General features: G+C 56.9%; 22 protein-coding genes and 3 pseudogenes. 16 read left to right on the plus strand and 9 right to left on the minus strand.

Features of this window, described 5'->3' with window-relative positions; translation table 11 throughout:
• Positions 1 to 4 precede the first annotated feature (4 nt).
• The 4 genes from CBE74_RS14115 (at position 5) to CBE74_RS14130 (ending at position 5,841) form a co-directional block, all read left to right on the plus strand.
• A complete protein-coding gene (locus tag CBE74_RS14115; protein WP_087453335.1) occupies positions 5 to 586 on the plus strand; it encodes a hypothetical protein in 582 nt (193 codons plus the stop codon).
• Entirely contained in the window at positions 573 to 3,212 is a 2,640-nt protein-coding gene (locus CBE74_RS14120; protein ID WP_087453336.1) for a heavy metal translocating P-type ATPase, read from the plus strand. Before CBE74_RS14115 ends, CBE74_RS14120 begins: the two co-directional genes overlap by 14 nt.
• 134 nt (positions 3,213 to 3,346) lie before the next feature.
• On the plus strand, positions 3,347 to 4,393 hold the full coding sequence (gene hemE / locus CBE74_RS14125) for a uroporphyrinogen decarboxylase (protein ID WP_134316158.1): 1,047 nt from the start codon (positions 3,347 to 3,349) through the stop codon (positions 4,391 to 4,393).
• A 62-nt stretch (positions 4,394 to 4,455) separates the two neighbouring features.
• On the plus strand, positions 4,456 to 5,841 hold the full coding sequence (locus CBE74_RS14130) for a protoporphyrinogen oxidase (protein ID WP_087453337.1): 1,386 nt from the start codon (positions 4,456 to 4,458) through the stop codon (positions 5,839 to 5,841).
• A 6-nt stretch (positions 5,842 to 5,847) separates the two neighbouring features.
• On the opposite strand, the pseudogene CBE74_RS14135 reads toward CBE74_RS14130, so the two are convergent.
• Positions 5,848 to 6,683, minus strand: a pseudogene (locus CBE74_RS14135) (NAD(P)-dependent oxidoreductase).
• An 87-nt stretch (positions 6,684 to 6,770) separates the two neighbouring features.
• Here CBE74_RS14135 and hemL point away from each other — a divergent pair.
• From hemL to CBE74_RS14160, 5 genes are read left to right on the plus strand one after another with little or no spacing between them, the layout of a single operon-like run.
• On the plus strand, positions 6,771 to 8,096 hold the full coding sequence (hemL, locus tag CBE74_RS14140) for a glutamate-1-semialdehyde 2,1-aminomutase (RefSeq protein ID WP_087454822.1): 1,326 nt from the start codon (positions 6,771 to 6,773) through the stop codon (positions 8,094 to 8,096).
• Between the two features lie 8 nt (positions 8,097 to 8,104).
• On the plus strand, positions 8,105 to 8,713 hold the full coding sequence (locus tag CBE74_RS14145; RefSeq protein WP_087453338.1) for a histidine phosphatase family protein: 609 nt from the start codon (positions 8,105 to 8,107) through the stop codon (positions 8,711 to 8,713).
• 2 nt (positions 8,714 to 8,715) lie between these two features.
• Positions 8,716 to 9,300, plus strand: coding sequence for a TlpA disulfide reductase family protein (locus tag CBE74_RS14150; RefSeq protein ID WP_023635061.1), 585 nt, complete (start codon positions 8,716 to 8,718; stop codon positions 9,298 to 9,300).
• Positions 9,297 to 10,103 carry a cytochrome c biogenesis CcdA family protein gene (locus CBE74_RS14155; protein WP_087453339.1) on the plus strand — a complete coding sequence of 269 codons (807 nt, stop codon included), beginning with the start codon at positions 9,297 to 9,299 and terminating at the stop codon, positions 10,101 to 10,103. The genes CBE74_RS14150 and CBE74_RS14155 overlap by 4 nt, the downstream gene beginning before the upstream one ends.
• A gap of 13 nt (positions 10,104 to 10,116) precedes the next feature.
• Positions 10,117 to 11,724 carry a cytochrome c biogenesis protein ResB gene (locus tag CBE74_RS14160; protein WP_087453340.1) on the plus strand — a complete coding sequence of 536 codons (1,608 nt, stop codon included), beginning with the start codon at positions 10,117 to 10,119 and terminating at the stop codon, positions 11,722 to 11,724.
• A 34-nt stretch (positions 11,725 to 11,758) separates the two neighbouring features.
• On the opposite strand, the gene CBE74_RS14165 is transcribed toward CBE74_RS14160, so the two are convergent.
• A complete protein-coding gene (locus CBE74_RS14165) occupies positions 11,759 to 12,487 on the minus strand; it encodes a class I SAM-dependent methyltransferase (protein WP_087453341.1) in 729 nt (242 codons plus the stop codon).
• A 168-nt stretch (positions 12,488 to 12,655) separates the two neighbouring features.
• On the opposite strand from CBE74_RS14165, the gene ccsB reads away from it, so the two are divergent.
• Complete coding sequence (ccsB, locus tag CBE74_RS14170; RefSeq protein WP_087453342.1) at positions 12,656 to 13,669, plus strand: c-type cytochrome biogenesis protein CcsB; 1,014 nt, start codon at positions 12,656 to 12,658, stop codon at positions 13,667 to 13,669.
• Positions 13,670 to 13,731: 62 nt separating this feature from the next.
• On the opposite strand, the gene CBE74_RS14175 is transcribed toward ccsB, so the two are convergent.
• Both CBE74_RS14175 and CBE74_RS14180 read right to left on the minus strand, forming a co-directional pair.
• Positions 13,732 to 13,941, minus strand: coding sequence for an ArsR/SmtB family transcription factor (locus tag CBE74_RS14175; RefSeq protein ID WP_225870233.1), 210 nt, complete (start codon positions 13,939 to 13,941; stop codon positions 13,732 to 13,734).
• Positions 13,942 to 14,119: 178 nt separating this feature from the next.
• A complete protein-coding gene (locus CBE74_RS14180; protein WP_087453343.1) occupies positions 14,120 to 14,410 on the minus strand; it encodes a hypothetical protein in 291 nt (96 codons plus the stop codon).
• Positions 14,411 to 14,517: 107 nt separating this feature from the next.
• Between CBE74_RS14180 and CBE74_RS14185 the strand changes: the two genes are divergently transcribed.
• The gene (locus CBE74_RS14185) at positions 14,518 to 14,829 is read left to right on the plus strand and encodes a DUF4229 domain-containing protein (protein ID WP_087454824.1); all 312 of its coding nucleotides are present in this window, start codon (positions 14,518 to 14,520) and stop codon (positions 14,827 to 14,829) included.
• Here the strand turns inward: CBE74_RS14185 and CBE74_RS14190 are convergent.
• From CBE74_RS14190 to dcuC, 5 genes and pseudogenes are all read right to left on the minus strand, one after another.
• Entirely contained in the window at positions 14,815 to 15,690 is an 876-nt protein-coding gene (locus CBE74_RS14190; protein WP_087454823.1) for a 1,4-dihydroxy-2-naphthoate polyprenyltransferase, read from the minus strand. The two genes, CBE74_RS14185 and CBE74_RS14190, sit on opposite strands and share 15 nt — an antisense overlap.
• Positions 15,691 to 15,703: 13 nt before the next feature.
• The gene (gene menE / locus CBE74_RS14195; RefSeq protein WP_087453344.1) at positions 15,704 to 16,831 is read right to left on the minus strand and encodes an o-succinylbenzoate--CoA ligase; all 1,128 of its coding nucleotides are present in this window, start codon (positions 16,829 to 16,831) and stop codon (positions 15,704 to 15,706) included.
• A gap of 60 nt (positions 16,832 to 16,891) precedes the next feature.
• Positions 16,892 to 17,860, minus strand: a complete 969-nt coding sequence (locus tag CBE74_RS14200; RefSeq protein WP_087453345.1) for a 1,4-dihydroxy-2-naphthoyl-CoA synthase — start codon at positions 17,858 to 17,860, stop codon at positions 16,892 to 16,894.
• Positions 17,861 to 18,118: 258 nt separating this feature from the next.
• Positions 18,119 to 18,580: a DIP1984 family protein gene (locus CBE74_RS14205; RefSeq protein ID WP_087453346.1), complete on the minus strand. Its 462-nt coding sequence runs from the start codon at positions 18,578 to 18,580 to the stop codon at positions 18,119 to 18,121.
• 76 nt (positions 18,581 to 18,656) lie between these two features.
• Positions 18,657 to 20,080 (minus strand): annotated as a pseudogene (gene dcuC, locus CBE74_RS14210) (C4-dicarboxylate transporter DcuC).
• A gap of 243 nt (positions 20,081 to 20,323) precedes the next feature.
• On the opposite strand from dcuC, the gene CBE74_RS14215 reads away from it, so the two are divergent.
• From CBE74_RS14215 to CBE74_RS14240, 5 genes and pseudogenes are all read left to right on the plus strand, one after another.
• Positions 20,324 to 21,361 (plus strand): o-succinylbenzoate synthase, encoded by a 1,038-nt coding sequence (locus CBE74_RS14215; RefSeq protein ID WP_087453347.1) that lies wholly within the window; start codon positions 20,324 to 20,326, stop codon positions 21,359 to 21,361.
• 63 nt (positions 21,362 to 21,424) lie between these two features.
• Positions 21,425 to 23,038 (plus strand): 2-succinyl-5-enolpyruvyl-6-hydroxy-3-cyclohexene-1-carboxylic-acid synthase, encoded by a 1,614-nt coding sequence (gene menD / locus CBE74_RS14220; protein WP_087453348.1) that lies wholly within the window; start codon positions 21,425 to 21,427, stop codon positions 23,036 to 23,038.
• Entirely contained in the window at positions 23,035 to 23,490 is a 456-nt protein-coding gene (locus CBE74_RS14225; RefSeq protein ID WP_087454825.1) for a DUF3592 domain-containing protein, read from the plus strand. The genes menD and CBE74_RS14225 overlap by 4 nt, the downstream gene beginning before the upstream one ends.
• Positions 23,468 to 24,586: pseudogene (locus CBE74_RS24530) on the plus strand (glycosyltransferase family 4 protein). The gene CBE74_RS14225 and the pseudogene CBE74_RS24530 overlap by 23 nt, the downstream one beginning before the upstream one ends.
• A complete protein-coding gene (locus tag CBE74_RS14240) occupies positions 24,579 to 25,277 on the plus strand; it encodes a demethylmenaquinone methyltransferase (protein ID WP_087453349.1) in 699 nt (232 codons plus the stop codon). The pseudogene CBE74_RS24530 and the gene CBE74_RS14240 overlap by 8 nt, the downstream one beginning before the upstream one ends.
• Positions 25,278 to 25,352 lie beyond the last annotated feature (75 nt).

Below are 25,352 nucleotides of genomic sequence, written 5' to 3' on the forward strand. Positions count from 1 at the left end.
AATAATGACCAACCACCAACAGCGACTCGAGCGATCACCATCTCAACCGACCACTCCCGACGCTAAGCGGGAGCGTCCCGACGCAGTTCGCTGGGCGGTTCGCGTGTGGATTTTTGCCATCTGTGTGGAGACGGTACACCAGATCATCAATATCATTGTTGGTTTTGCCAACAAGCCTGAGTTGATTTCTAAGCTCAAAGAGTCGATGAAGGAAGAGAATCTTTCTCCCGAGATCATGAACGTGGCAGCAAGCCTCAGTATCATTCTGGCGGGACTTTTTTCTTTCATCGTGCTGGGCATTATCGCGTGGTTGGCCGCGCTGCTTTATAAAGGCAATAAATCTGCTACTCTATCGCGCCGCATCCTCACGTATTTCTCTCTTTATTTTGGGGTGCGGCTGGTGACGGTTTTCTTGCTGACCCCAAGTTCTCCGTCTGTTCCTGTTGCCGTGTATGCCGTTGACGGCTGCATCCAGATCTGTATGGGTGTTGCGGCCGTCGTGGCGCTCATCTTTAAGATGCGGCCCGAAACTTTGGCGTGGACTGGTGAGTGGGAGAGCTCTAGGGGGAAGAATGGGCACTCTTAGCAGCAACCGTGGAGCCAAGGACGAGGGCGGTGCCCCTGCGCGTCCTCTGGGCACCCAGGAAGGGCTTGCCGACGCCATCGAAAAGGCGAAACGTGCCGCTGCCAAGGCTGGCATTAACACGGGGGCCTTCCATGCTATTGACCCGGAAGAAGTCGCTGCAGCTGCTATCCATGCAGGAAGAACCTCTTTTGCGTTTGAATTAAAAGGACTTTCCAGCGCCTCTTCGGTGTCCGAAGTAGAAGATGTTCTAGGCGAGTTGGAGGGCGTAGACGCAAAGATTGTGTATCCCTCGTCGATGGCGTGGGTGAGTGCAAGCCGCACTATCGACCCGATGATGTTTGTTGACGTATTCCAGAGGTTCGGAATTACTGCAACGCTCACGGATTCCTCCCTGCGGCGTCGGCTAGCCTGGTCCGATGTTGAGGAGGGCCGGTACAAGCGCTCGCGACGCCGTGACCGCCGGATTAGCCGCTTTGGTTCGCGCGTGGATGAGAAAGAGCGTCGTTTTAAGCTAGCGCGCAGGGCCGGGTTCCTGGAACGCCGTGAGGACACCTCCCGTAAAGAGTCAAGCACTGCTGTTCTCTTTACTGCGCGGTCACTCATGACCAAAACGCGTCTATGCATTAGCGCGCTTTTTACAATTCCCGTCGTGGCCATTAGCTACTCCAGAGACCTGCAGTTTGATAACTGGCAGTGGGCTTTGGCTGCGCTTTCCATCCCCGTTGTGTTTTATGGTGCGTGGCCTTTTCACCGAGCAACGCTGGGTGGGGCTCGTCGGGGCATGTCCGCCTTGGACAGTGCCTCGTCGGTAGCAATCCTGCTGGCGTGGCTGTGGTCGTTGAGCATGGTGCTGTTTACCCCGGTAGGCGACCCGGAGTATCGAGCGCGGCCGAAGTGGATTGCGATCGATCCTACGATTTTTGAGTCTGGTGCGCTCTTTTTCGACGTAGCCTGCGGAATGACGCTGATCCTTCTTGCCGGAAGGCTCGCTGCCCGCAGAGCTCGCAGCAGTCTCCAAGATGATCTTCTGAAGTACAAACCGCATCCCGCTTCTACCGTCACGGTGGTGTCCAAAAAACGGAAAGCCGGGGGAGCTGGGAAAGAAGACAAAGCGATCCAGAAGCTGAATGTAGGCGATGACGTCATCATTCCCGCTGGGGGCCTTGTGCCTGTCGACGGAATAGTGGTCGGCGGTGGCGGCACCTTGGACGGTACGGCCTTGGGCATTGGCTCATGTGAAGTAAAAGTCAACGACCGAGTCTATGCAGGGTGTATCAATGGCGGCAAGGAACTTAAGGTTCGCGTGCTGCAGACTGGGCATAGGACCTGGTTGGCTGCCATAAATCGGTGGGTGGTGGATGCTAATGTGCATCAGAATCGCTCGGATGCCATAGCTACCAAGGCTGCCTCGATGCTCGTTCCCGTGTCGTTTGTTATCGCGGCCACGGATTTTGCTCTGTGGGCATTGATCACAAACAACCTGAACCAGGCATTTGCCACGGGCCTTGCAGTATTGGGCTGCGTGGCTCCGGCGGCGCTTGCCACCTCTGCGTCGTTAGCTATGCGACAAGGCATCGAAGGCGCTGCACGACGTGGAACACTGATTAAATCGGGTGAGACGCTGCGCAACGTCGACGAGGTAGACACGGTTATTTTCAATCGTGTGGGCGCTATTTCGCGTCCGGAGATGTCTGTAGAAACAGTCACCGCTGACCGTGGGGAAAATCCCGATCTGGTGCTTCGCGTTGCCGGTGCTCTAGCCATGGAAAGCGGGCATCCTGTGTCCCGTGCCCTGGTGCGCGCGGCACGAGAAGCACGGGATGCTTCTACTGATGATTCCATTCCAGGTTGGATTGAAGTCACCCACTCGAAGGTGGACGAGGAGGGAAGCTTCCGCGGGCATGTGGAGTTGCCGGTAGTCAACAGCGATGGGGAAGAAGAACTGCGGAGCGTGGAAGCAGTGTTATGGCGTCCGCGCAACCTTTCTGACCTGCATGGTCGTCTGGCCGCGGCTGCAGTATCTGGCAGCAGTCCGCTGGTTGTGCGATGGAAGAACAAAGATCGTGGCGTGATCACGTTGTACAACGGTGCCAAAGATGATGCCGTGGATGCCGTGGACTCGCTTGAGTCGATGGGGCTGGAAACGATGATGCTTAGCCGGGATACGTACCCGGTGGCGCGTCGATACGGCGATATGGTGGGAGTATCTCACGTGCTGGCCGGTGTGCAGCCCGGGCGGAAGCCGCAGACTGTTCGATCTGTGCGTTCTCATGGGGCGAATATCGCCATGGTTGGTGATGAGTCAGTGGAGGAGTGCTATCGGGTTGCCAACGTGGGCATCATGATTAGCGCGATGTCGGGTTCACAGGGGGCACTTGCGCTTGAGCATCCCGCTGCGGATGTGGTCATGCTCAAACCGGATGTGGCGCCTATTCCGCGTTTGTTCCATTTTGCGCGTCGCCTGAATCGCAGGATCCGTGGAAACCTGATTTTTGCGTGGACCTACAACTTGCTGGCCATTGTGGCGGCGGTGGCGGGAGTCCTGCACCCGATGATTGCCCCTCTGCTCATGCTGGGGTCGAGCGTGATTATTGAGGTTCGCTCTCATTGGTTGCGCAGCATATAGATAGTAGAGCGCTATAACTAGTGCCGGATGACGGCACCATCGGAACCCTATCAATCAAATGGTTGATAGGGTTCTCGCCTGAAATAGGGTCGGCTTGCTTTCCTTTAGCCGTTTTGTTGTGCATTATTGGTGGCATGTCACAACCTTTCAATGCGCCAATTCTTGACGCCATTCAGGGGAAAACTCCCACGCGTCGTCCCGTATGGTTTATGCGCCAAGCCGGCCGCTCGCTGCTTGAGTATCGCCAGGTACGGGAAGGTATTGGCATGCTGGACAGCTGTTTTATGCCAGAACTTCTTGCAGAAATTACTCTGCAGCCAGTGCGCCGCCACGACGTAGATGCCGCGATCTTGTTCTCAGACATTGTGGTTCCGCTTAAAGCCGCTGGGGTAAAAGTAGAAATCATTCCTGGTCGCGGCCCCGTTATGGATCGCGCGATCCATAACGGGGCCGATGTGGATGCGCTACCGATTCTTGACGATGATGTCCTGCAAGTAGCCCGAGGCATCGAGATTATTCAGGACGAGCTGACGGATCAGCAGACACTGATCGGTTTTGCTGGCGCGCCATTCACACTGGCGAGTTACCTTGTAGAGGGCGGCCCCAGCAAGAATCACGAAAAGACTAAGTCCATGATGCATGGCGACCCCGAGACCTGGCATGCCCTCATGCAGCGTCTGGTTCCCACCATCGTGCGATTCCTGCGCACCCAGATCGACGCAGGCGTTCAGACCATGCAGCTTTTCGACTCCTGGGCGGGCTTCCTCACAGAGCGCGATTACCGCAACCACGTGCTTCCGTATTCTACTCAGATCTTAGAAGAGGTAGCGGACGTGCCTCGCATTCACTTCGGCGTGAGCACCGGTGAACTGCTCGCCACGATGAGCGAGGCCGGCTCTGAAGTGATGGGTGTGGATTGGCGCGTGCCTCTCGACGTCGCCGCCGAGCGCATTCACGCCCGTTCCGGGGCAAAGGTGCTGCAAGGAAACCTAGACCCGGCGTTGCTTTTTGCCGGAGAAGACGTATTAAAAACTGAGATCGAGCGCATCTGCGCTGAAGCCGATCTCGCCATTGCCGCAGGACACGCCACTGGGCATATATTTAACCTCGGACACGGCGTATTGCCGCACACTGATCCTGAAGCGATCACTCGTGCGGTGGAGCTGATTCACCGTTTTTAAATGCCTCGGCGACTAGTTCTCCCAAGCCACAACAAAGTTAAGTTTCAAGGAAGGTCATCCACGTGCGCATTGCCATCATCGGTGCCGGTTTAGCGGGACTAACGGCTGCTTATGAGATCCATACACTCGACCCTCACGTGGAAGTAGAGGTGTTTGAGGCGACCGATCGAATCGGCGGCAAATTGTTCACGGTTCCGTTTGCCTCCGGCCCTACCGATATGGGCGCAGAAGCATATCTCGCCTTCAGGGAAGACACCACTGAGTTCTTTAAAGAGCTAGGACTCGGGGAGAACCTGCGCTCGCCCTCGGGGTTGCCTTCTTTGTTGTACGTGGAAGGGAGCCTCCACGGGATGCCCTCCAACACGATCATGGGTATTCCAGGAACAAGCGAGGGCCTGGGAAACTTGGTCAGCGAGGAAACCCTCAAACGCATTGATGCGGAGAAAGACGCGGGCTCAATTGACTGGCCTCAAGAGGTAAGCCTGGGGGCGCTCCTGCGGGAACGCTTGGGCGATGACGTTGTGGATCACGTGGTGTCTGCGTTGCAAGGCGGCGTCTATTCTTCCACCTCGGACGATCTAAGCCTGCGCGCTACGGTGCCCCAGTTAGCACGCGCCTTCGACCGCCTTAAAGAGGAGGGGAAACCAGTAACCATCACGGGCGCTGTCCAGCAGCTTCTCGCTGAGCGAGAGACCCGAAACAAAGCGCGGGGACATACCCCGAGCGTATTCGCGTCTTTCACGGGCGGTTATGCGGAGATGTATGAAATCCTTGCGGAGCGTAGCGAGGCAAAAATCCACATCGATGCCTTTATCACTGCAATTGATAAAACAGCTGAAGGCTTCACCCTCAAAGGCGCTGAGGGGGTCTTTGACAGGGTGCTGTTGACGGTGCCGGCACCCACCGCTGCACTGCTGCTGAAAAACCTTGCGCCGGAGGCCGCGCAGCAGCTCAAAACCATCAAGTTGGCAAGCTCTGCCGTGGTAGGAATGAAATTTGATCATTCCGAGGGACTCACCGAGAACTCAGGGATCCTTGTTGCCACCGATGCTCACGATGTGAAAGCAAAGGCGTTCACCTTCTCTTCCAAGAAGTGGCCGCACCTTGGCGAGCGCGGCGGCGCTTTAGTCCGAGCCTCTTTTGGGCGGTTTGGCGACGACGCGATTGCTCGCGCGGACGAGGACGAGCTTGTCGACGCAGCCCTCGACGATCTGCAGACCATTACGGGATTCGACGGACGCGCTGCGGGCTTATCGGAGATCTTTGTCCAGCGCTGGTTCGGCGGCTTGCCCGTGTATGGGCCAGGACATCTGGAAACGGTGGCGGCAATCAAGGACGCACTTGCTGAGGTCGAAGGCATCGACGCTACCGGCGCATGGGCCGATGGCGTCGGCGTGCCTGCGGTGATCGACGCAGCGAGAGCTGCAGCCAAACGCGCGCTTGCCTAAGGCGTGTTAGCTGTCGCGGCGCGTCAGAATCACAGAGAAATCCTCATCGCCATGCCCGGCCTGCTGTTGCTCTTCTAAGGAACTCAGCGCTGAGGCAACGGCGGGGAGCGGCTGGGCAGCGGTGTCGAGCATTAGGCGAGCGTCCTTTGCAATCGCATCTGCGGTGAAATCGCCAGGTGTAGTGGGGCGTTCGCCTAAGACAAAGGGGCGCTTCATTCCGGCGATAAAGGCCAATCCGGTGGAGTTGAGCATGGTGAGGGTTTCTTCAGGCGACAAACCACTGGAGTCTCCTAGAAGCAGGGCTTCTTTGAGCCCCTGGGCGCTTACTGCAAGGGCGAGATTAGCTAGCAATTTTCCGACGGCGGCTTTGGGGGCGGCGTCGACAAGCACAAGCCGTTCGGGGTCTGCCCACGGGGCGACTAGTGCGGCGGCGGCCTCACGGTAATGTTCATCGGCGCTGCCCACGTAAACGCCTAAAGAACCGGCGCGGGCGGGGCCGAGGGTACCCACGACCGGGGCTGCGACATAGCTGGGCACTGCGTCAGCGAACTCGGCGCAGTCTTCTGGGCTAACAGTGGTCGTATCAACCCACAGCACCCCCTCGGGGATGAGGCGAGGGTTAATAACCACGTCTCGCACTGTATCGGGGCCAAAAAGTGACGTCACAACGATATCGGCACCAGCGACGGCTTCCTCGAGGGAAGAAGCGAGCGTGGCGCCTGCTGCTACCAGGCGTTCAGCTTGCTTGAGGTGCGATTCCACACCACGAGGTCGTGCTCTTTGAGCAAGTGGAGCGCTAGTTCTGTGCCCATTCGGCCGGTTCCAAGAAATGCAATAGTCATGGCGCCATGATAGAGAAGGTGCGGTGGGCTTCGCAGCGCGCGGAGGAAATAGTGGGCCTAAAGTTTGTGAGCTCATTACGTAATAGGATGGTACGCATGACTGTTATCCCGACTTCCTCTAACGTTCAGCGTTCCCGTGAGCTTTTCCACCAAGCCTGCACAGTAACCCCAGGTGGTGTGAACTCGCCGGTGCGTGCTTTTGGCTCCGTGGGAGGGCAAGCACGCTTCATCGCATCAGCGAAGGGATCCAAGCTTTACGACGTAGACGGCAACGAATACGTGGACCTGGTGTGTTCTTGGGGCCCGATGCTTTTGGGCCACGCTCACCCCGAAATCGTTGGCGCGGTGCAAAAGGTAGCAGAGAAAGGTCTGTCTTTTGGCGCCCCTACCGAGGCCGAAGTGCGCATAGCCAGCATGATTGTTGAACGCACCTCAGTTGAGGAAGTTCGTATGGTCAACTCAGGCACTGAGGCGACTATGTCTGCGGTTCGGCTGGCGCGTGGGTTCACCGGCCGCCCCAAGATCATTAAATTCGATGGGTGCTATCATGGACACGTCGATGCGCTACTGGCATCCGCGGGATCCGGGGTAGCTACGTTTGCTCTGCCGGATTCCCCAGGCGTGACGGGCGCTTCCGCCGCAGATACCATCGTGGTGCCCTATAACGACATCGAGGCTGTGGCTCAGGCTTTTGCGGAAAATGAGGGGCAGATTGCCTGCGTCATCGCCGAGGCGGCGGCAGGAAACATGGGCACGGTTGCCCCGCGCGATAACTTTAATGCGCAGCTTAAAGAGCTCGCCCACGCGCATGGCGCGTTGCTCATCCTTGATGAGGTGATGACGGGCTTCCGCACCTCCTACAGCGGTTGGTTTGGGGTAGACCATGTGGCTGGTGACCTCACCACCTTTGGCAAGGTCATCTCCGGAGGTCTTCCAGCGGCGGCCTTCGGTGGTCGTGCGGACATTATGAAGTACCTTGCTCCCGAGGGGCCGGTATATCAGGCCGGAACTCTCTCAGGTAACCCGGTAGCAGTGGCCGCCGGAATGAAGTCGCTTGAGCTTGCTACTCCCGAGGTCTATGACGTGGTGCGCGCCAATGCTGATCGTTTGGCTGGATTGCTGACCACCGCGCTAGAACGCGAGGGTGTAGCCCACCATATTCAGCGAGCCGCCACGATGCTGTCCATTCGCTTTGCAGAAGGCGAAGGCCACAACTTTGATGAGATGAAGGCTGCTGAGACATTCCGCTTTTCTCCTTTCTTCCATGCGCTCATGGATAATGGCATCTATGCGCCGGCGAGCGTGTTTGAGACGTGGTTTGTGTCCGCGGCGCTTACCGACGAAGATTTTGAGAAGATCGAGAACGCCCTACGCCCAGCGGCCCAGGCTGCGGCAGCCGCACACAAGCACTGAAAGGCCTCATGAGTACCACTATCGTCCACCTCGTCCGGCATGGAGAAGTCTTTAACCCAGAACGCATCCTGTACGGGCGAATCCCTGACTATCACATCTCTTCACGCGGGCGCAGCATGGCGGCTCGTACCGCTAGCTCCTTTGTGGGACACGACGTGACTGTCTTGATGTCCTCGCCTTTGGAACGAGCACAGGAGACCGCAGCGCCCTTCGCGGAGAAACTAGGGCTTGACGTGCGTCTCGACGACCGCCTTTTGGAATCCGGCAACCGTTTTGAAGGTCTCCGCGTCAAGGGGTTGCGCTCCCAACTATGGAACCCCGTCAGATGGCCGCTCATGGCAAATCCGCTCCTGCCCAGCTGGGGAGAGCACTATGTGGATCAACGCGACCGCATGATGGAGGTAGTGGAAGACGCTCGTCGTGCTGCTGAGGGGCACGAGGCGATCTTGGTAAGCCACCAGCTTCCTATTGTGTGCGTCCAGCGGCATGTCCAAGGAAAACCGCTGGCGCATAACCCGGCGGTACGGCACTGTAACTTGGCTAGCGTGAGCTCGCTGGTGTTTGAAGACGACCAGATCATTGACTATATCTACACGGAACCAGCACAGGAGATCTAACAGTGAAAAGGACTCTCGCTGCGGCGATGATAGCGAGTCTGTGTGTACTTAGCGCATGTAGCTCTGAGGACACTGCAGGGACAGACGCAGTGGCCATCGGCGGGACGTTCCAATTTCATTCCCCAGGTGGTCAGACGGAGATCTTCTACGATGAGGCTGACCGCGCTCCGGTGAAGAACATCTCCGGTGAGTCTTTGGCCTCGGACGGCAAGATCAGTCTTGATGACTACAAAGATCAGATCGTTGTGTTGAATGCATGGGGACAATGGTGCGCGCCTTGCCGCAGTGAGTCCGACGACCTACAAACTGTGCAGGAATACCTGGAAAAGGAGAAGCGCGGGACGGTGCTGGGAATCAACGTGCGCGATTATTCCAAACAGATTGCCCAAGATTTTGTCAAAGATAATGGGCTGACCTACCCCAGTCTGTATGACCCGCCGTTCAAGTCTGCCGCGCAGCTCGGAGGGGTCCCGGCTGCCGTGGTCCCCACAACAATTATCCTGGACAAGCAGCATCGCCCGGCAGCGGTTTTCCTGCGAGAAATCACCGCCAAGGACGTCATTGATGTGATTGAAAAAATCGCATGACCGACGTCTTAGCTAGCGGTATTGGCGAGCAGATCGCAGATGTTGCAGCCACCGGGCCTTTGCTGCTTGGCCTCTTGGCCGCAGCGCTTGCGGGCCTAGTCTCTTTTGCCAGCCCCTGCGTGATCCCCTTGGTGCCCGGCTATATGTCCTATTTGGCGGGAGTAGTTGGCGCTGAGATGGAATTTGGTGAGCAGGGACCGCAGGTAGCCAAGAAGGGGCGCTGGCGGGTGACCGGTGCGGCCCTCTTGTTTGTCCTTGGGTTCACCGTGATTTTTACCCTGGCTACGGCAACCGTGTTTGGTGTCATTAGTGCCCTTACCCCCAACGCGGAAACCTTGATGCGTGTCGGTGGAGCGGTTACGGTGCTCATGGGCGTGGTGTTTTTGGGATGGGTTCCTTTTCTCCAAGAAGATAAGCGCCTGACCCCCAAACGCTGGTCTACCTGGTTGGGTGCGCCGCTGCTCGGAGGGGTTTTTGCGCTGGGGTGGACTCCCTGCTTGGGGCCTACCTTGGCGGCTATTATCTCTATTTCTGCTGGCACAGAGGGGACAACTGCGGCTCGGGGAGTGGCCCTCATCCTGGCGTACTGTGCCGGATTGGGACTGCCGTTTGTGGCTGTTGCCCTGGGGTCTGCGCGTGCGATGCATGGCGTGGGGGTCCTGCGGCGGCATTCGCGCACTATTCAGATAGTGGGCGGCGTGGCGTTGATTATGGTCGGCGCGGCGTTAGTCTCTGGAACGTGGGGAATGTTTATTAATTGGGTGCGCCAGTGGACCGTCGAGTACGGTGCAACTTTTATTTAGAAAGAGCATGTGAATGAGTAATCGGACGAGGAAGCTGCTGAGCTATCCACTAAAAGCATGGCACTGGCTCACGAGTATGCGTACGGCGCTGGCCCTGCTATTTCTTCTGGCGTTGGCGTCGATTCCTGGCGCTTTGTTGCCACAGCGCTCCCTCAACCAGTCAAAGGTTACGGAATACATCGCTAATAATGGCCGAACCGCCGAGATCTACGACAAACTGCAGCTTTTCGACGTTTTCAGCTCCACCTGGTTCACCGCGATCTTTGGCCTGCTGTTCCTTTCCCTCATCGGGTGCATCATCCCGCGTTCGTGGGACCATTACAAAGCCATGAAGACCGACCCGGTTCGGGCCCCAAAGAATCTGAGCCGGTTGCCGCTGCATGGCGAGGGGAACGTCGAAAAGCCGCTGCGCGACGTAGAAGAAGACATCCGCACGCAGCTCAAAGGCTGGAAGCTTGCGGAATATACCCCAGAGGAAGATCGCGCCGGGATGCGCTCGTTCTCCGCTGAGCGAGGATACCTACGGGAGTTTTTCAATCTGACATTCCACCTCGGCTTGGTGGGCATGCTGGTTGCGATTGCAGTGGGCAAACTGTTTTTCTACGAGGGGCAAGTGATCATTGTTGCCAGCGAAGATAAGACAAAGAGCACGGAATTCTGCAACACCGCGACAGCAAACTACGATTCCTTCCGCGCCGGCTCGCTTTTCGACGGCACCGGCTTAAACCCCTTCTGTTTTATCGCGCACAACTTCTCTGCCGATTATCTCCCCAACGGACAAGCGAAGATGTTCACATCTTTGGTCTCCTACGCAGAGGGAGACAATATCTTCAACGACACCGAGACGTGGAAACAGTACACGCTCAAAGTCAACCACCCACTGCGCATCGCTGGCGACCGAGTGTATCTGCAAGGCCACGGCTATGCGCCAACATTTACCGTCACGTGGCCCAACGGGGAAAAGCGAACCCAGACCGTTCAGTGGCAGCCAACTGACCTTATGAACTTCCTATCGGACGGCGTGGTTCGTTTTGATCCACCTGCCGGGATGTACAAAGACGCCTTTGAAAAGCGCCAAAACCAGCTGGCGATCCAAGGGCTGTTTGCACCTACCGCCTCGTGGGAAGGCGAAAATAAATCCCTTCTGACCTCCAGGTACCCGGCTATGACTGACCCCGCGGTGGCCATCGACATCTACCGGGGCGACAACGGCTTGGACTCCGGTAGGGGCCAGAACCTCTTTAGCCTGGACAGCACCCTGATCCACTCCGGGCAGCTGCAAAAGCTGGAACGGGTCAACCTGAGTGTCGGCCAGTCCGTGACTCTTGACGACGGAACAGTGGTCTCATTTGACGGTGCCGAACAATTTGCCAACTACCAGATCAGCCACGATCCCGCGCAGCTCTGGGTGCTCTTTTTCACCGTCATAGCGTTGGGTTCGCTCGCTGGCTCATTGCTGATCCGACGCCGGCGAATCTGGGTGCGCGTGCGTCCTGTCTCAGACACCGTTACGTTTGTGGAGACCGCAGGTCTAGCCAGAACTGACCGCGCCGGGTGGGGAAGCGAATACGAGCGGATCCACCGACGCATCCTTGGGCTTCCCGACCCGGACGAAGACTAACCCCCTAGTCTGCGGGCCAGATGCCGTAGATCACTTAGTCATCAAGCCACTGATAGAGGTGACCCGTTTCTGCACACCCCGCGGAGCGTAGTGCCGCGAGGTGGTAGGAGCTGTCCACCTTCACCGTGGGGGATTTGTTCGCCCAGCGCTGATGCCACAGATCTGCTTCTTTCTCCCAACCCGGCATCTGGAATGCTGCCTCCCACCACGCCTCCCACGTGAGGACTCCCGAGGTAACTGTACGGGTGCGGAAGTCCTCTCGGATTGTTTCAGAAAGGGCTGCTAGGGCGGGATTGTGGTGGGTGTCGTAAAGCAAATGGTCGGCATTCATAAAGATCGCGCCAGGTTTAACCACCTGAGTGAGATCCAGGTAGAGCCGGGATAACTGGTCGGGAGCAAACCAGTGCAATGCGGTGGCGCTGATAACGGCATCAAAGTCCGTGGTGGGAAGCTGTTCCATCCAGTGGGGATCGGTGAGATCGGCGTCGATAAAGCGCAGACGCTCGCCGAAGCTGTGCGTCTCTGCACCCAAGCGCAGTAACACAGGGTCGCGGTCTACGCTGATGACCGTGGCGTGGGGCAGCTCCCGAAGAATCTCCGTGCCAAGGCTGCCCGGGCCACAAGCAAGATCGAGGACGGTGATGGGGGTGTTGGCATAACGAGCTTTGAGGACGTCGACGATCGTGCGGGTCCTGAGGTCTCGGTGCTCAATGAAAGCCGTCTGCTGTTCGTGCCATGCCTTAAGCAGCTCTTGGGGCGTCATTGCATGTGTCCTTTCGGTAAGGGGGAGCGTTGTGCATAAGTGTGCCAAAGGTTAGCGCCTTTTTGGGGTTAAAAATCTGTGTACGCAAGGAACATGTGCAGGTGTGGTAGACATCAAACTTTTTGCGGGTATTCTGTTCCGAGATCACTAACTCTGATTAGAGGTACCATGAACGTCAACTCGAATCTTGCGTCGCTATCCGATATTGCATTTGCGTCGAGCTTCGTCATCTATTTCATTGCGCTTGTGCTTTCCATTGTTTTCTATATGAGAACGAGAACACTCATTGACCTGAAACGGGAAAGGGCAGACGAGCGGGAGCTCGTTGCCGTGGGGAGCGAGTCCGATAATGCTGGCGGCAACGCTGGTGGGCTTAGCCAGGGGCCAGATTTCTCGGATGAACGGATCTCTAAGGTGGAAGCATCCGCGGAAAAGTTTGCCGGGATGACCCAGATGATCGTGTGGCTGGGCGTCGTTGTCCATGCTGCCTCCGCGATTTTGCGTGGCCTGTCCGCCTCGCGATTCCCCTTTGGCAACCTCTATGAGTATGTTCTGGTCATCAGCTGTTTTGCGGTGGGGATCGCGGCGTTCTTCTTGCAACGTCGAGAAATGCGCGTGCTGTGGCCGTGGGTCCTTACTCCCATCCTGGCTCTACTCTTTTTTGGTGGTACCAAACTGTACGCTGACTCTGCCCCGGTAGTGCCTGCTTTGCAGTCATTCTGGTTCCCGATTCACGTATCCACAGTGTCTATAGGCGCTTCCATCGGCATGATCTCTGGCGTTGCTTCTGTGTTGTACCTGCTGCGCTTATATCAGGTACAAGGGCAAGAGAAGGGGATACTGGGGGCGCTGGCCAAGCCGTTGCCGTCTGCAAAGCTTCTCGACGCCATCGCCTACCGCACGGCGATCATCACCGTCCCGGTCTTTGGCCTGGGGATTATTTTGGGAGCTATTTGGGCGGAAAGCGCATGGGGGCGTTTCTGGGGCTGGGATCCTAAGGAGACCGTGGCCTTTGCAACGTGGATTCTTTATGCGGCCTACCTACACGCGCGCGCTACCTCAGGCTGGCGCGATTCGCGGGCTGCGTGGATCAATATTGCGGCGCTTGTGACCATGGTATTCAATCTCTTCTTTATCAATATGGTGGTCTCTGGTTTGCACTCGTATGCGGGTCTGAATTAACCGAGCATAAGATGTGAACGCTTACCCCTTTGGCCGTCGATAGGGCTGAGGGGGTTTGCTCATTAACGGGGTCGGTTGAGGAATGCGCTGATACGCGGGTTGGCATTGATGGCAAGGAAAAGTTCTTGAACTCGCGCGAATTCTTCAGGAACTACGTGGTAGCTGATGCGCTTTCCATCTTTATGCGTGCAGATCAGGTGTGCTTCTGCGAGCTTGTCCATATGCTGCGCCAGAATGGGCGCCGCGATCCCGAGCGTACTGGTGATCTCCATTCCATGCCTTCGCGGTGCTCCGCCACGAGGTAAAGAATCCGAATCCGCAGGGGATCGGCAAGCGCACTAAAAAGACGCTGTGCTTTATTCGAGGGAGAATTCATGCACAGCACTATAACGGTAACTATTTCTTAAGTAAAACTTTTCTAAAGTTTTATATGTCAACAAAAACGCGAGGTTAAGCGCCTAAATCCTTGTTATCCTGTGGATTTTTCCCTTCGGGATTTGCAGGATTCTCTGTGTCTTCTCGCTTCTTTTTCTCAGCTGCTTTGCGCCTTGCTTCTTCCTCCGCGCGACGTTTTTTAAACTGATCCCGCTCTAGTCGCCATAAGAATTCTTCATCATCATCCGGGCCCTTGATGCGGGGTGGCTCCGGAGTCTCCCGCTTCTGCCACGTTTGAGGACCAAATGCCTTCCACACCAACACGACGGTGGCGATAAGGAGGAGAAGAAGAATAAGACGGCCCACGGAGAATCCTTTCAAAAAGATAAAGTTATGGGGTTATGTGACTGTGAGCCTAGATTACCCTGAAAGAAGAACTGTTGAGTAGGGTGCTGTGTGTGAGCGAAACTGCAATGCCAGAGAATTCCCGTCCGATCGTCGATCCGCAGGTAAAGGCAGCTGCCCGCAAGGCTGTCATCGTGTACGGAATCGCACGTTGTGCACTATTTATCGTGCTGACCGCAATCATTCAGGGAATCGCGGTAGCTGTAGGGGCCCCGGTGCCCATTCTTATCTCGGCCACGCTGGCCTTAATCGTGGCTATGCCCTTGTCCATGTTCGTGTTTAAAGGCATCCGGGTACAAGCCACTGAGGCTGTGGCCCTTTGGAGCGCACAGCGCAAGGCCGAGAAGGATTGGGTGAAAAGCGAGCTATCCAACCGCTAAAACTATCGCGGTTGCCACGGACCATACCACCATGGCTTTTCCGGTAGCACCAAGCACCGGAATGAGTTCTTTAGCCTTTCGACCTTTCACCACGGGGACCGCTGCTTTTATTGCAAGCGGAAGCGCAATAATGCCGATGCCGGCCCACGGGGAAATGGTGAAGAACGCAAGAGACACCACGAATGGTATGGACACAAGGAGGCAATACAAGCGTCGTGTTGCGGTATCGCCCAGGATAACTGCAAGGGTAGTTTTTCCTGCGGCGGAGTCCGTGGGGATATCGCGGAGATTGTTTATAAGATTTACTCCGGCAGACATTGCACCCACCGCTACAGCACAGCCAAAGCCAACCCACGTGATTCTTCCCAGCTGGGTGAACTGAGTGCCCATGACGGCAACAAGGCCGAAGAACACAAACACCGATACCTCGCCTAGCCCACGGTATCCATAGGGATTTTTTCCACCGGTATAAAACCACGCGCCGAGGATACAAAGCGCACCCACGGCAATGAGCCACCACGCGCTTGCTAAGCACAATGCGATACCGGCGACGGCAGCGACACCGAAAGCGAGAAAAGCGGCCCGCTTAACCTCAGCTGGCTGCGCTAGCCCGGACCCCGTAAGACGCAGGGGGCCAGTGCGGTCGTCATCTGTGCCTCGGATGCCGTCAGAATAATCGTTGGCGTAATTCACACCTACGATAAGGGCCCATGTGACAACGAGCGCCAGCAGAGCTCGCCACCAGCTAAAGCCATTGGCCTGGGCAGCGGCGCCCGACCCGATAATGACAGGGGCAAAGGCATTAGCCCATGTGTGGGGGCGTGCGCCTTCCTTCCAATCGGCAAAGGTAGCTTTCGACATGCTGTCCATTGTCTCACTGCTGTGTGAAAAGCGCGGTGACACTCCTGCGATCGACTTTCCCGGTGCCGATGAGCGGCAAAGATTCCACCCGACGGATGTCCTTGGGTAGCTGCCAACGGGGGAGATCATCAAGCGCGGAGATGATATCTGTAGGATGCGCGCTGCCCTCGTACGCTGCGACAATAATCTGCCCAAATCTCCTATCAGGCAGACCTACCACGCAAGCCGCAGTGACCCCGCGAATGTCGCAAAGTGTGCGCTCTAGAACCTCGGGGTGGATCTTTAACCCACCGGAGTCGATAACGTTGTCTAACCTTCCGGTGACATTGAGTATTCCACCGGTGAGTGTTCCCGCGTCGGAGGTGATAAACCACCCGGGCTCAGCAAAAGCCTCATGATCGGGCATAGAGCGGTAGCCCTGTGCGACCATAGGTCCACCCAGATGAATCCGCTCGCCGACAACCCGCACACTCGCGCCAGGGATCGGCCGGCCGTTGTACACACAACCTCCGGATGTTTCGGAGGAACCGTAGGTGGTCACGATGTTGATGCCGAGTTCTTTGGCAGCGCGGAGGTCGTCGGCACGCAAAGGCGCACCACCCACGAGGATTGCATCAAAGGTTCGCAGCGCCTCGATTCCTATCAAAGTATCCATTGCTTTAAGCAGCTGCAGGGGCGTGAGCGACGTGTAAACGCGTTCGCCCTCGACGCTCGCAGCGGCAGTAGCAAAGGAAGCCACGTTGAAACCACGTGAAACATCGACGACAACGGGATCATAACCAGCGATGAGCGAACGAATCAGTACTTGCATCCCCGCGATGTGATGGGCAGGCATGGCCAACAGCCACTGGGCCTCGTCACCGAGAAACTGATGGGTAGCGTCTGCCGAAGACACGAGATTGCGCGCGGTGAGCATAGCGCCTTTAGGCATCCCGGTGGAACCGGACGTGCTCATGACCAGGGCAATCTCCGGGTCAATGGGTTGGCCCACGCGTTGGCTTCTGCGCAGCAGATCCGCCCGATCCTTGTCATTGGACGGAATGGGGAGAAAACTGCGCTGTCCCACGATGGCCTGCTCCAAGCTATCAAGGATGCTGGCAGGATCATGCGCGGGAACGACGAGAGGCTCAAGTACATGCACACTTAAAGTTTAGTGCTAATGCCCACTGCTCCCGATCCCATGCCCCAATCAAGGTATCGCCTAGTAGTAGTAGGGGAACTCGCTCCAGTCCGGGTCACGCTTTTCCAGGAAAGCTTCTTTGCCTTCCACTGCCTCATCCGTCATATACGCCAGGCGTGTGGCCTCACCAGCAAAGACTTGCTGGCCCATGAGTCCATCATCGGTGAGATTAAAAGCAAACTTGAGCATGCGTTGCGCGGTGGGGGACTTGCCATTGATGTCGCGCGCCATCTGGATAGCTTCTTGTTCCAAGTCCTTGTGATCGGCCACGATATTCACAGCACCCATGCGTTGCATCGTCTCCGCATCGTATGCGCGGCCAAGGAAAAAGATCTCGCGAGCAAACTTCTGTCCCACCATTTTTGCTAGGTAGGCGGAACCATAGCCGGCGTCGAAGGATCCCACATCCGCATCGGTCTGCTTGAAGCGGGCTTCCTGCCGGGAGGCGATCGTCATGTCACACACCACATGTAAGGAGTGTCCACCGCCGGCGGCCCAGCCGTTGACCACTGCTATGACTACTTTGGGCATGGTGCGGATGAGTCGTTGCACCTCAAGGATATGCAACCTGCCGCCCTCGACCTTTTCCCGAGCTGTGTCCACCGTTGATTCGTCTGCAACGGCGTCGTCGTGAGCGTGTTCGGTTGCGTAGCGATACCCGGAACGGCCCCGAATACGCTGGTCACCGCCGGAACAGAAAGCCCAGCCACCGTCTTTTTTGCTCGGGCCGTTGCCAGTGAGCAGCACCGTTCCTACGTCGGGCGTGCGACGAGCGTGATCGAGCGCGCGGTAGAGCTCGTCGACAGTGTGCGGACGGAAAGCATTACGGACTTCCGGGCGGTCAAACGCTATGCGCACAATCCCGTTTTCCCGGCCCTCGGCTGCATAGCGGTGGTACGTAATATCAGTAAGATCCTCGAATCCTGCGACGGTCTTCCACTGAGACGGATCAAAAGGATTGTCGGTGCTGTATTTTTTCTGCTCGCTCATAATTAAAGAATGTAGTCCCCGAACCCGACCCTCATCCAAGAAATAGCCCCAGCGCGGTGGTGGTGAATTGTGCGATGTGCCGCGGACTATAAGCCGCATGTTCTCATGTGCGCAGTTCGGCGGGGTAATGAGTGCTGTGAGGAGATATGAACGCCTCGGCCCTGATACCGCTATTGGGCGCCATGAGCTCAGATAAGTCCTTCTGAGCAAGGGGTGCGCTCGCTGACTGTTCTTGGACTACCAACTACATGTAAAAGGTTACTCTACCAGCGGAGTATTCCAATTGAGCTGCTGTATACGGGTATCCAATTCGCGATAAGCCTGAGCGTATGCGTCGGCTTGCGTCCGTAACTCAGCTACCGGAAGGGTGGAGACGAACTTGATCTCTGCGCGGGAATAGCGGTCTTGGCGGGTGCCAGCGACCTTGGCCAGATCCGCATAGAGGCGGCGCAATCTGAGCAGCCCATCGCGTTCTGCGAGCGCTTGCGTGAGGTTTTTAGTCTCATCGAACGCGGTGGCGGTGTTGGTTGCGTTGATGGCAATAACCAGGGCGTCGATACGCCGTGCCACAGCCTCGGCTTCGGTGAGTAGTGTGGCAGGATCCTCGTCAGGAACGTCACCTTCCTGGACGCGGGCGACGGACATGAGGCGCTCGCGGAGGCTGTCCAAGCGGGCTTGGGCCTCGGCGCGCTCCGAGAGGGCTTCAGCAAGGAGTGTCATGCTGCTTAGCATAGCTAAAACCGGTTGCGGAGCGCTTGGTGGGCGGCGAAGCAATGGTTCGGGAAATACGTGTGGATTAGCCGATAAACAAGAAGGCACACACCGTGTTGAGTATCGTTGCGACGGACATAGGGACAAGTGTGCGTTTGAACAGGCGAATCGGGTTGACATTGATGGCGCCGGAGACAATAAGAACTGCGGCGTTGACTGGAGAAATCTGGCGCATCAGATTAGAGGTTCCCCAGATAGCGGTAAGCATTTGGGGTGCGTGAATAGAAGACTGTGCCGCTAAAGAAGGAACAACCTCGGAGAACGCAAAGTAAGGTGCGGTACCAGATCCTGTGAGGGTGGCCATGGCCGCAGTTGCTGCAACAAAAATGAGGATGATGAGCACAGCTGCGCCGGAAGAATCTTCGGCTGCTCTGATGAGCATATCGATCACGCCCATCTGAGTGATGCCTTCGACTAATACCGCAGCAGCTACCAACAGTGCGACTACGCCGGCTGCGCCTTCACCCATACCTTTGAAAAAGCTCGCTGCAGAGTCGATAGCACCCGTGATCGTACGTTTGCGTAATGACTCGATGAAGAGTGCAGTAAAGAGAGACACCACAGTAACCGGTAGGATCCCAGCTTCAAAGGGGAGCACGTCGAGGCGCTTTAGGAGAGCTGACACAATAATCAGAAGAAGGGGGAGTAGCGGGAGGACTGCGTAATAGCCTGGTAAGCCAGACACACGTTCAAGTGCGTCTCTGGTGGCAGCCGGAATCGTTTATTTCTAGGCTTTCTGTGTGATGCTGTGGGGCATCGTGGGAATGCCGTGCGTCGACGATGTCGCAATGACGTTGCCACCACATGTGTACAAAAGCAGTGATGACCAAGGTAGGAATGGTTGCCCATGCAACATATCCGTAGACAAATTCCGTAACCGTCATATTGGTAAGATCGGCACCCTGAATGAGCCCGGCCTCTAGAGGAGTGGGGATAATCGTGGAAGAGGTGACCACGATGGCACCCACCGTCAGAGGGGTAAGGACTGCGGCTATGAGTGCAGGTAGAAGCGTGGCCACGAGAAGAAGTGAAAGGGCTGAAGCTGAGGGGATGACGAGGGATAAAAGGTTGCCGATGAGAAAACCTACGGGTACGAGCCAATAAGATCCTCTGAAACGACGTAATGGCGCGGAAAGAATTACCACAGTTTTGGCATCAGCGCCGATATGGCGCATATAGGAAACAAAACCAAAGAGCACCATAATGGCCATACCGATTCCGGAGAATCGACTCTTAAAAAGAGCCTCTACTACGAGTAATTGGTCGTAGAGTGCATTTCCGGAAGAAGCTATGTCTGTGGAACGAAATTCTGCCCGGCCTGTGAGAGCAGCGATCATGAGGAGAATCACGCCTACAAAGAAAATGGCTGCGGCGGCGTGGACTTTTTGGCTATGAGGTAAAGTAAACGACTGCGGCGACGGCCAGCAGAGCGATAATGATGTAGAGCATGCGGCAGTCCTTCTCAGAGGGAGCTGGTTATAACCAATCGTTAATTACGCTAGCAGTATTGGTCACATTCCAATTTAAAAGTGATGTTTTTCATTTTTGACGGCGCTTGCCATCTCTGTTCGGGAAAAGCCGTCGGCTCATCTTCTGGCTTGACTCTTATGTCCCGCACTCTAAAACTTCAATAGTTCAAAACATTTCTATTCTTAATGATGAAGATTGGCGGCGGGGCGGTAACCTAGCTATATGACACAAGCGAAACCCCTCTCAGCGTGGGGCGCCACGTTAGACGAGATACGTGAGCGCGCCCACGTGGTTGCGCTCCCTATGGCGGTGCCTTTTCGTGGAGTGACCACGCGTGAAGCCCTCCTCATCGAAGGTCCTGCAGGATGGGGCGAGTTTGCGCCTTTTGCGGACTATAGTCCTGAAGAGTCCGCTCATTGGCTTTCTTCAGGCCTTGAGATGGCGTACCAGGGGCCACCGGAAGCTATGCGCAACTCCGTAGAGGTCAACGGCACTATTCCCGCAGTGGATTCCGTGCGAGTACCTGAGGTGATGGCGCATTTTGCTGGGTGTAGAACCTTCAAAGTAAAGGTTGCGGAGAAGGGGCAGTCGCTTGCGGATGACGTTGCCCGTGTGGCTGCCGTTCGGGAGGTAATGCCCTCGGCGATAGTGCGCGTTGATGCGAACCGTGGTTGGTCTGTTGATCAAGCCTTTTCCGCCGCTCAGCAGTTGGGCCCTCTGGACTATATGGAGCAGCCTTGTGCGACGGTTGCGGAGCTCGTCGAGCTGCGTCAGCGCCTTATTCGGGCTGGCCTGTTTGTTCGGGTGGCTGCGGATGAGTCGATACGCAGGGCAGAAGATCCCTATGAGGTGGCGCGCGCCCAGGGAGCAGACGTTGCGGTGGTGAAAGCCGCACCGCTAGGCGGTCCGCGGAAACTACTCGAGATCGCCGAGTTTATGCGTGCGCGTGGCCTGGATATTACGGTGGCCAGCGCTCTGGATACGGGCGTGGGAATGAATGCCGGGCTGGCGGCGGTGGCAGCCCTGCCCAAGCACACTGATGATGAAGACTTTGACGTGCCTCCGGCTGCGGCCGGGCTGGCCACACAGCGGCTTTTTGTGGAAGACATCACTGAACCGCGTCAGATCGTCGATGGGCATCTGGCTGTGGACATGCTTGCTCCGGACCCCGATCGGCTATCGGAGTTGAGCGTGAGCGGTCACCGCCGCGATGTGTGGCTGCAACGACTACAAGACTCGTGGGCGTTCCTAGCACGCTAAACAAAAAGCCTTGGTGCACGCCCCACTGTCATTGGCTGCGCAGGAACGCCTAAAATATGGGGCATGATGTCATCGCCCCAGCTTGCACGCGCCGTCGCTGCCGAACTCGCCCGCCACCTCACCGATGTGGTGATCTGCCCCGGCTCGCGTAACTCTCCGCTTTCCTTGGAGCTGCTCGCTCGGGGAGACATCCGAGTGCATACGCGTATCGACGAGCGCAGTGCAGCATTCCTGGCGCTAGGCATGGGGCGGGCGTCCGGTCGGCACGTGGGAATCGTCACTACCTCTGGTACAGCGGTGGCCAATTGCCTTCCCGCTATGCTGGAGGCTGCTCACTCCCACACACCTATCGCCATGATTTCGGCGGATCGCCCGGCGCGACTGCAGGGGACGGGCGCGAATCAGACGATCAACCAGATAGGAATCTTCGGAGTCGTTCCTACGACCTCCGTGGCTACGCTTGCAGACGTACAACTCATCGATGCAGCCTTTAACAAGGGCCAGGTTCATATCAACGTAGAGTTGGATACGCCTTTGGTGGGGGACTGCCTCCCGGAGCCTCCTGCTGAGAGTGTGAAAAAGACGCCGATAAAAGGCGATGTCCTAGATCACGGTGAGGTAGAAATAGACCTCAGCCGCAACACCCTGGTCATTGTTGGTGATGAGGCATGGGAAGTACCAGGCTTAGAAGACGTCCCCACCATTGCAGAGCCAAGCGCCCCCGCCCCCTATCATCCCGTGCACCCGCTGGCAGCCGGAATATTTGCTCATGAACAGGTTTCTGCTGAAGGCTATGTGGTCAATACCAAGCCGGAGCAAGTGATTGTGGTGGGACATCCAACGCTGCACCGGAGCGTCTTTGACCTGATCGCGGATCCGGCAATCGAGGTAACCGTACTAACGCGCACCGACACAGTCACCGACCCCACTCGCAGCGCGCAACAAGTCGCGACTCGGGTAAAAGCTACAGGTCAGCCCTCAAAGCAATGGCTCACAATCTGCGAAGCTGCCTCTGCGCTGGCTGCCGAGGCCGTCCGGGATGTACTCGCCCAAGACTTTAGCTTCAGTGGCCTGCATGTTGCCGCAGCGGTAGCAGACACGCTTGCCACCGGTGACACCCTCGTTCTGGGAGCATCCAATCCGGTTCGCGATGCCTCCTTTGTTGGCCTGCCGTTTTCCGCAGTAGACACCTTCACGCCTCGCGGTACCGCAGGGATCGACGGCACTGTGTCCCAAGCGATTGGCGTGGCGTTGGCCGTGCAAACCCGAAACCCCGAGGAAATCCGCGCTGCCCGCACTGTGGCGCTCATGGGAGATGTGACCTTCCTCCACGACGTGGGCGGGCTCCTCATCGGCCCCGATTCGCCACAGCCGGAAAACCTGACAATCGTGGTGGCTAACGACTCCGGCGGTGGAATCTTTGAGACCCTTGAGGTAGGAAACCCCCAGCTGCGAGGCAGTTTTGAGCGAGCCTTTGTCACCCCGCATGAGGTGGACATAGAAAGCATCGCCGCCGCATACGGCGTGGAATATCACCGCGCAACGGATGTGCAGGGGCTCGTCGAAAAGCTTATCGACGCCACCGACACGGCAGGGTTTACCCTCATCGAAGCCCGAACCACACGTGCTGACCGCCGCGCCATGCACGAGGCGCTGGCTAAGAAGGTGAACATGTGAGCCGGCTGCCGCACTATCCGCCAGCGAGCATCAGGAGGCGCTTGCATCAAGCCATCCTGGCGCTTTTTGCTGCCGCAACAATTGGTTGTGTCAGCATGGTGATAGGCCCTGCCCTAAACGACCGCGAGATAGCAGAATCACCAGGCCGCACACTGGCTAAAGTTATTGACGTGGGCACATTCCGCTCCACAGTGGAATACCAAGATGAAGACGGCGTCTACCATTCCCCTCGTGGCGGCCTGCTGTACCCCACAGGGTTAGGCAAAGGACAACGCGTGTGGGTCACCTATGCCAAAAGCAACCCAGACCTGGTAAAAGTACAGGGCAGGGGATGGACACTCGCCCTCATACCGGCGTTGAGCACCTGGGTGGTGTCTCTCGCCATCGCGGTGGCCCTGTGGTGGGCTGTCACCCTGTGGTACAGAAAACATGCGCATAGCGATAATCGCTGAATCCTTTCTCCCCTCTATCAACGGGGTATCCAATTCAGTGCTGCGCGTCCTGGAACACGCTCAGAGATGCGGGCACCAGGCCATGGTGATCGCGCCGGGTGCGCGGGATGGTGAAGAAGAAATACGTTCCTACTGCGGAGCGACCATTCACCGCGTGCCGACCGTGATGGTGCCACTGATTAACTCCCTGCCCATTGGAGTCCCCGTAGGGATTCGGGAGCTGTTGCGAGCCTTTAGACCCGATGTTGTGCACCTTGCATCGCCCTATGCGTTGGCCGCTCGGGGCGCCTTTGTTGCCAGGGGACTAGGGATACCGTGTGTAGCTGTCTTCCAAACGGACATTGCGGGTTTTAGTCACAAATATCATTTGCGATGGTTGGAACGTACTAGTTGGGCCTGGACACGGGCTTTTCACAATGCAGCGACCCTCACTCTCGCCCCCTCTACATAGGCGGTGGCAGCCCTGGAACTGCATGGCATCGAGCGAGTCAAATCTTGGGGTCGGGGAGTGGATCTGGAGCTGTTTCACCCAGATCGCAGAGACCACGGACTCAGGCGTAGCTGGGGCGCGGGTGGTCGCATCGTTGTGGGGTATGTGGGCAGGCTGGCTGCGGAGAAAGGCGTGCATAGGCTCGTTGACCTAGCGTGCGACAACAATATCCAACTGGTCATCGTGGGTGATGGCCCAGAGCGGAAAACCTTAGAATCGCGGCTCCCGGACGCGATTTTTACCGGAGCACTCACAGGCCTTGACCTGGCGCGGGCCTACGCTAGCTTTGACGTGTTTGTGCACCCTGGTGAGTTTGAGACCTTTTGCCAGACAATCCAGGAGGCCAAGGCGTCCGGGGTTCCGGTGGTTTCCGTAGCGGAGGGCGGGCCGCGAGACCTGGTAGATAGTGGGTCGGGCGTACTGTTACCGCTTATCGACGACTCACTGACAGGTTTGTCACTCTCCGTCCATGACGTCTTTTTGGCCCGCGAAGATTTGAGCAAAACCGCACGCCAGAGCGTGGAAGATAAGTCATGGGCTCGAATTTGTGACCAACTCTTCCGCTATTACCAAGAAGCGATGATTACACTGGACAACCGTGGCTAAGGCATCTTTGGAAAAGAACCCCTTCGACGTGGCAAAAATGTTCGACGGTGTGGGTAAAAACTACGACATCACGAACACCGTGCTGAGCTTTGGGCAAGACCGTAAGTGGCGCGAGAAGACCCGCGAACGGTTGAACCTTAAACCCGGCGAACGGGTTCTGGATCTAGCCGCCGGTACCGCAGTATCTACGGTGGAGCTAGGGAAATCCGGGGCATGGGTTGTGGCCTGTGATTTTTCGCAGGGAATGCTCGCAGCAGGCAAAGACCGAGACGTCCCCAAAGTGGTGGGCGACGGGATGCAGCTGCCTTTTGCCGATAACTCCTTTGACGCGGTCACCATCTCTTATGGCCTGCGCAACGTCCATGATTACCAGGCGGCACTTCGAGAGATGGCACGGGTGACCAAACCCGGTGGCCGGCTCACCATTGCGGAGTTCTCCACCCCCAACGTTCCTGGCTTTAAGCCAATCTACAAAGAGTATCTGACCAGGTTGTTGCCACTGATAGCCAAAGCCGTGGGCACAAACCCAGAGGCTTATGAATACCTTGCTGAGTCCATCCGTGCATGGCCAGAAAGAGAAGAGCTGGCTCGCGCTATCAACAACAATGGCTGGTCTGATGCCGGTTGGCAGAATCTTTCCCTCGGGATCGTTGCGTTGCACTCGGCAGTAAAACCTGGGGGCAACGGCTAGGAACAAAAATCAGAGGCCTCCTTGCGGCGTTATGCCGGAGCAAGGAAGCCTTCAATGCGTAGCTAGGTTATCCGG

Source organism: Corynebacterium silvaticum (genome assembly GCF_002162115.2).
GTDB classification, from domain to species: Bacteria; Actinomycetota; Actinomycetes; order Mycobacteriales; family Mycobacteriaceae; genus Corynebacterium; species Corynebacterium silvaticum.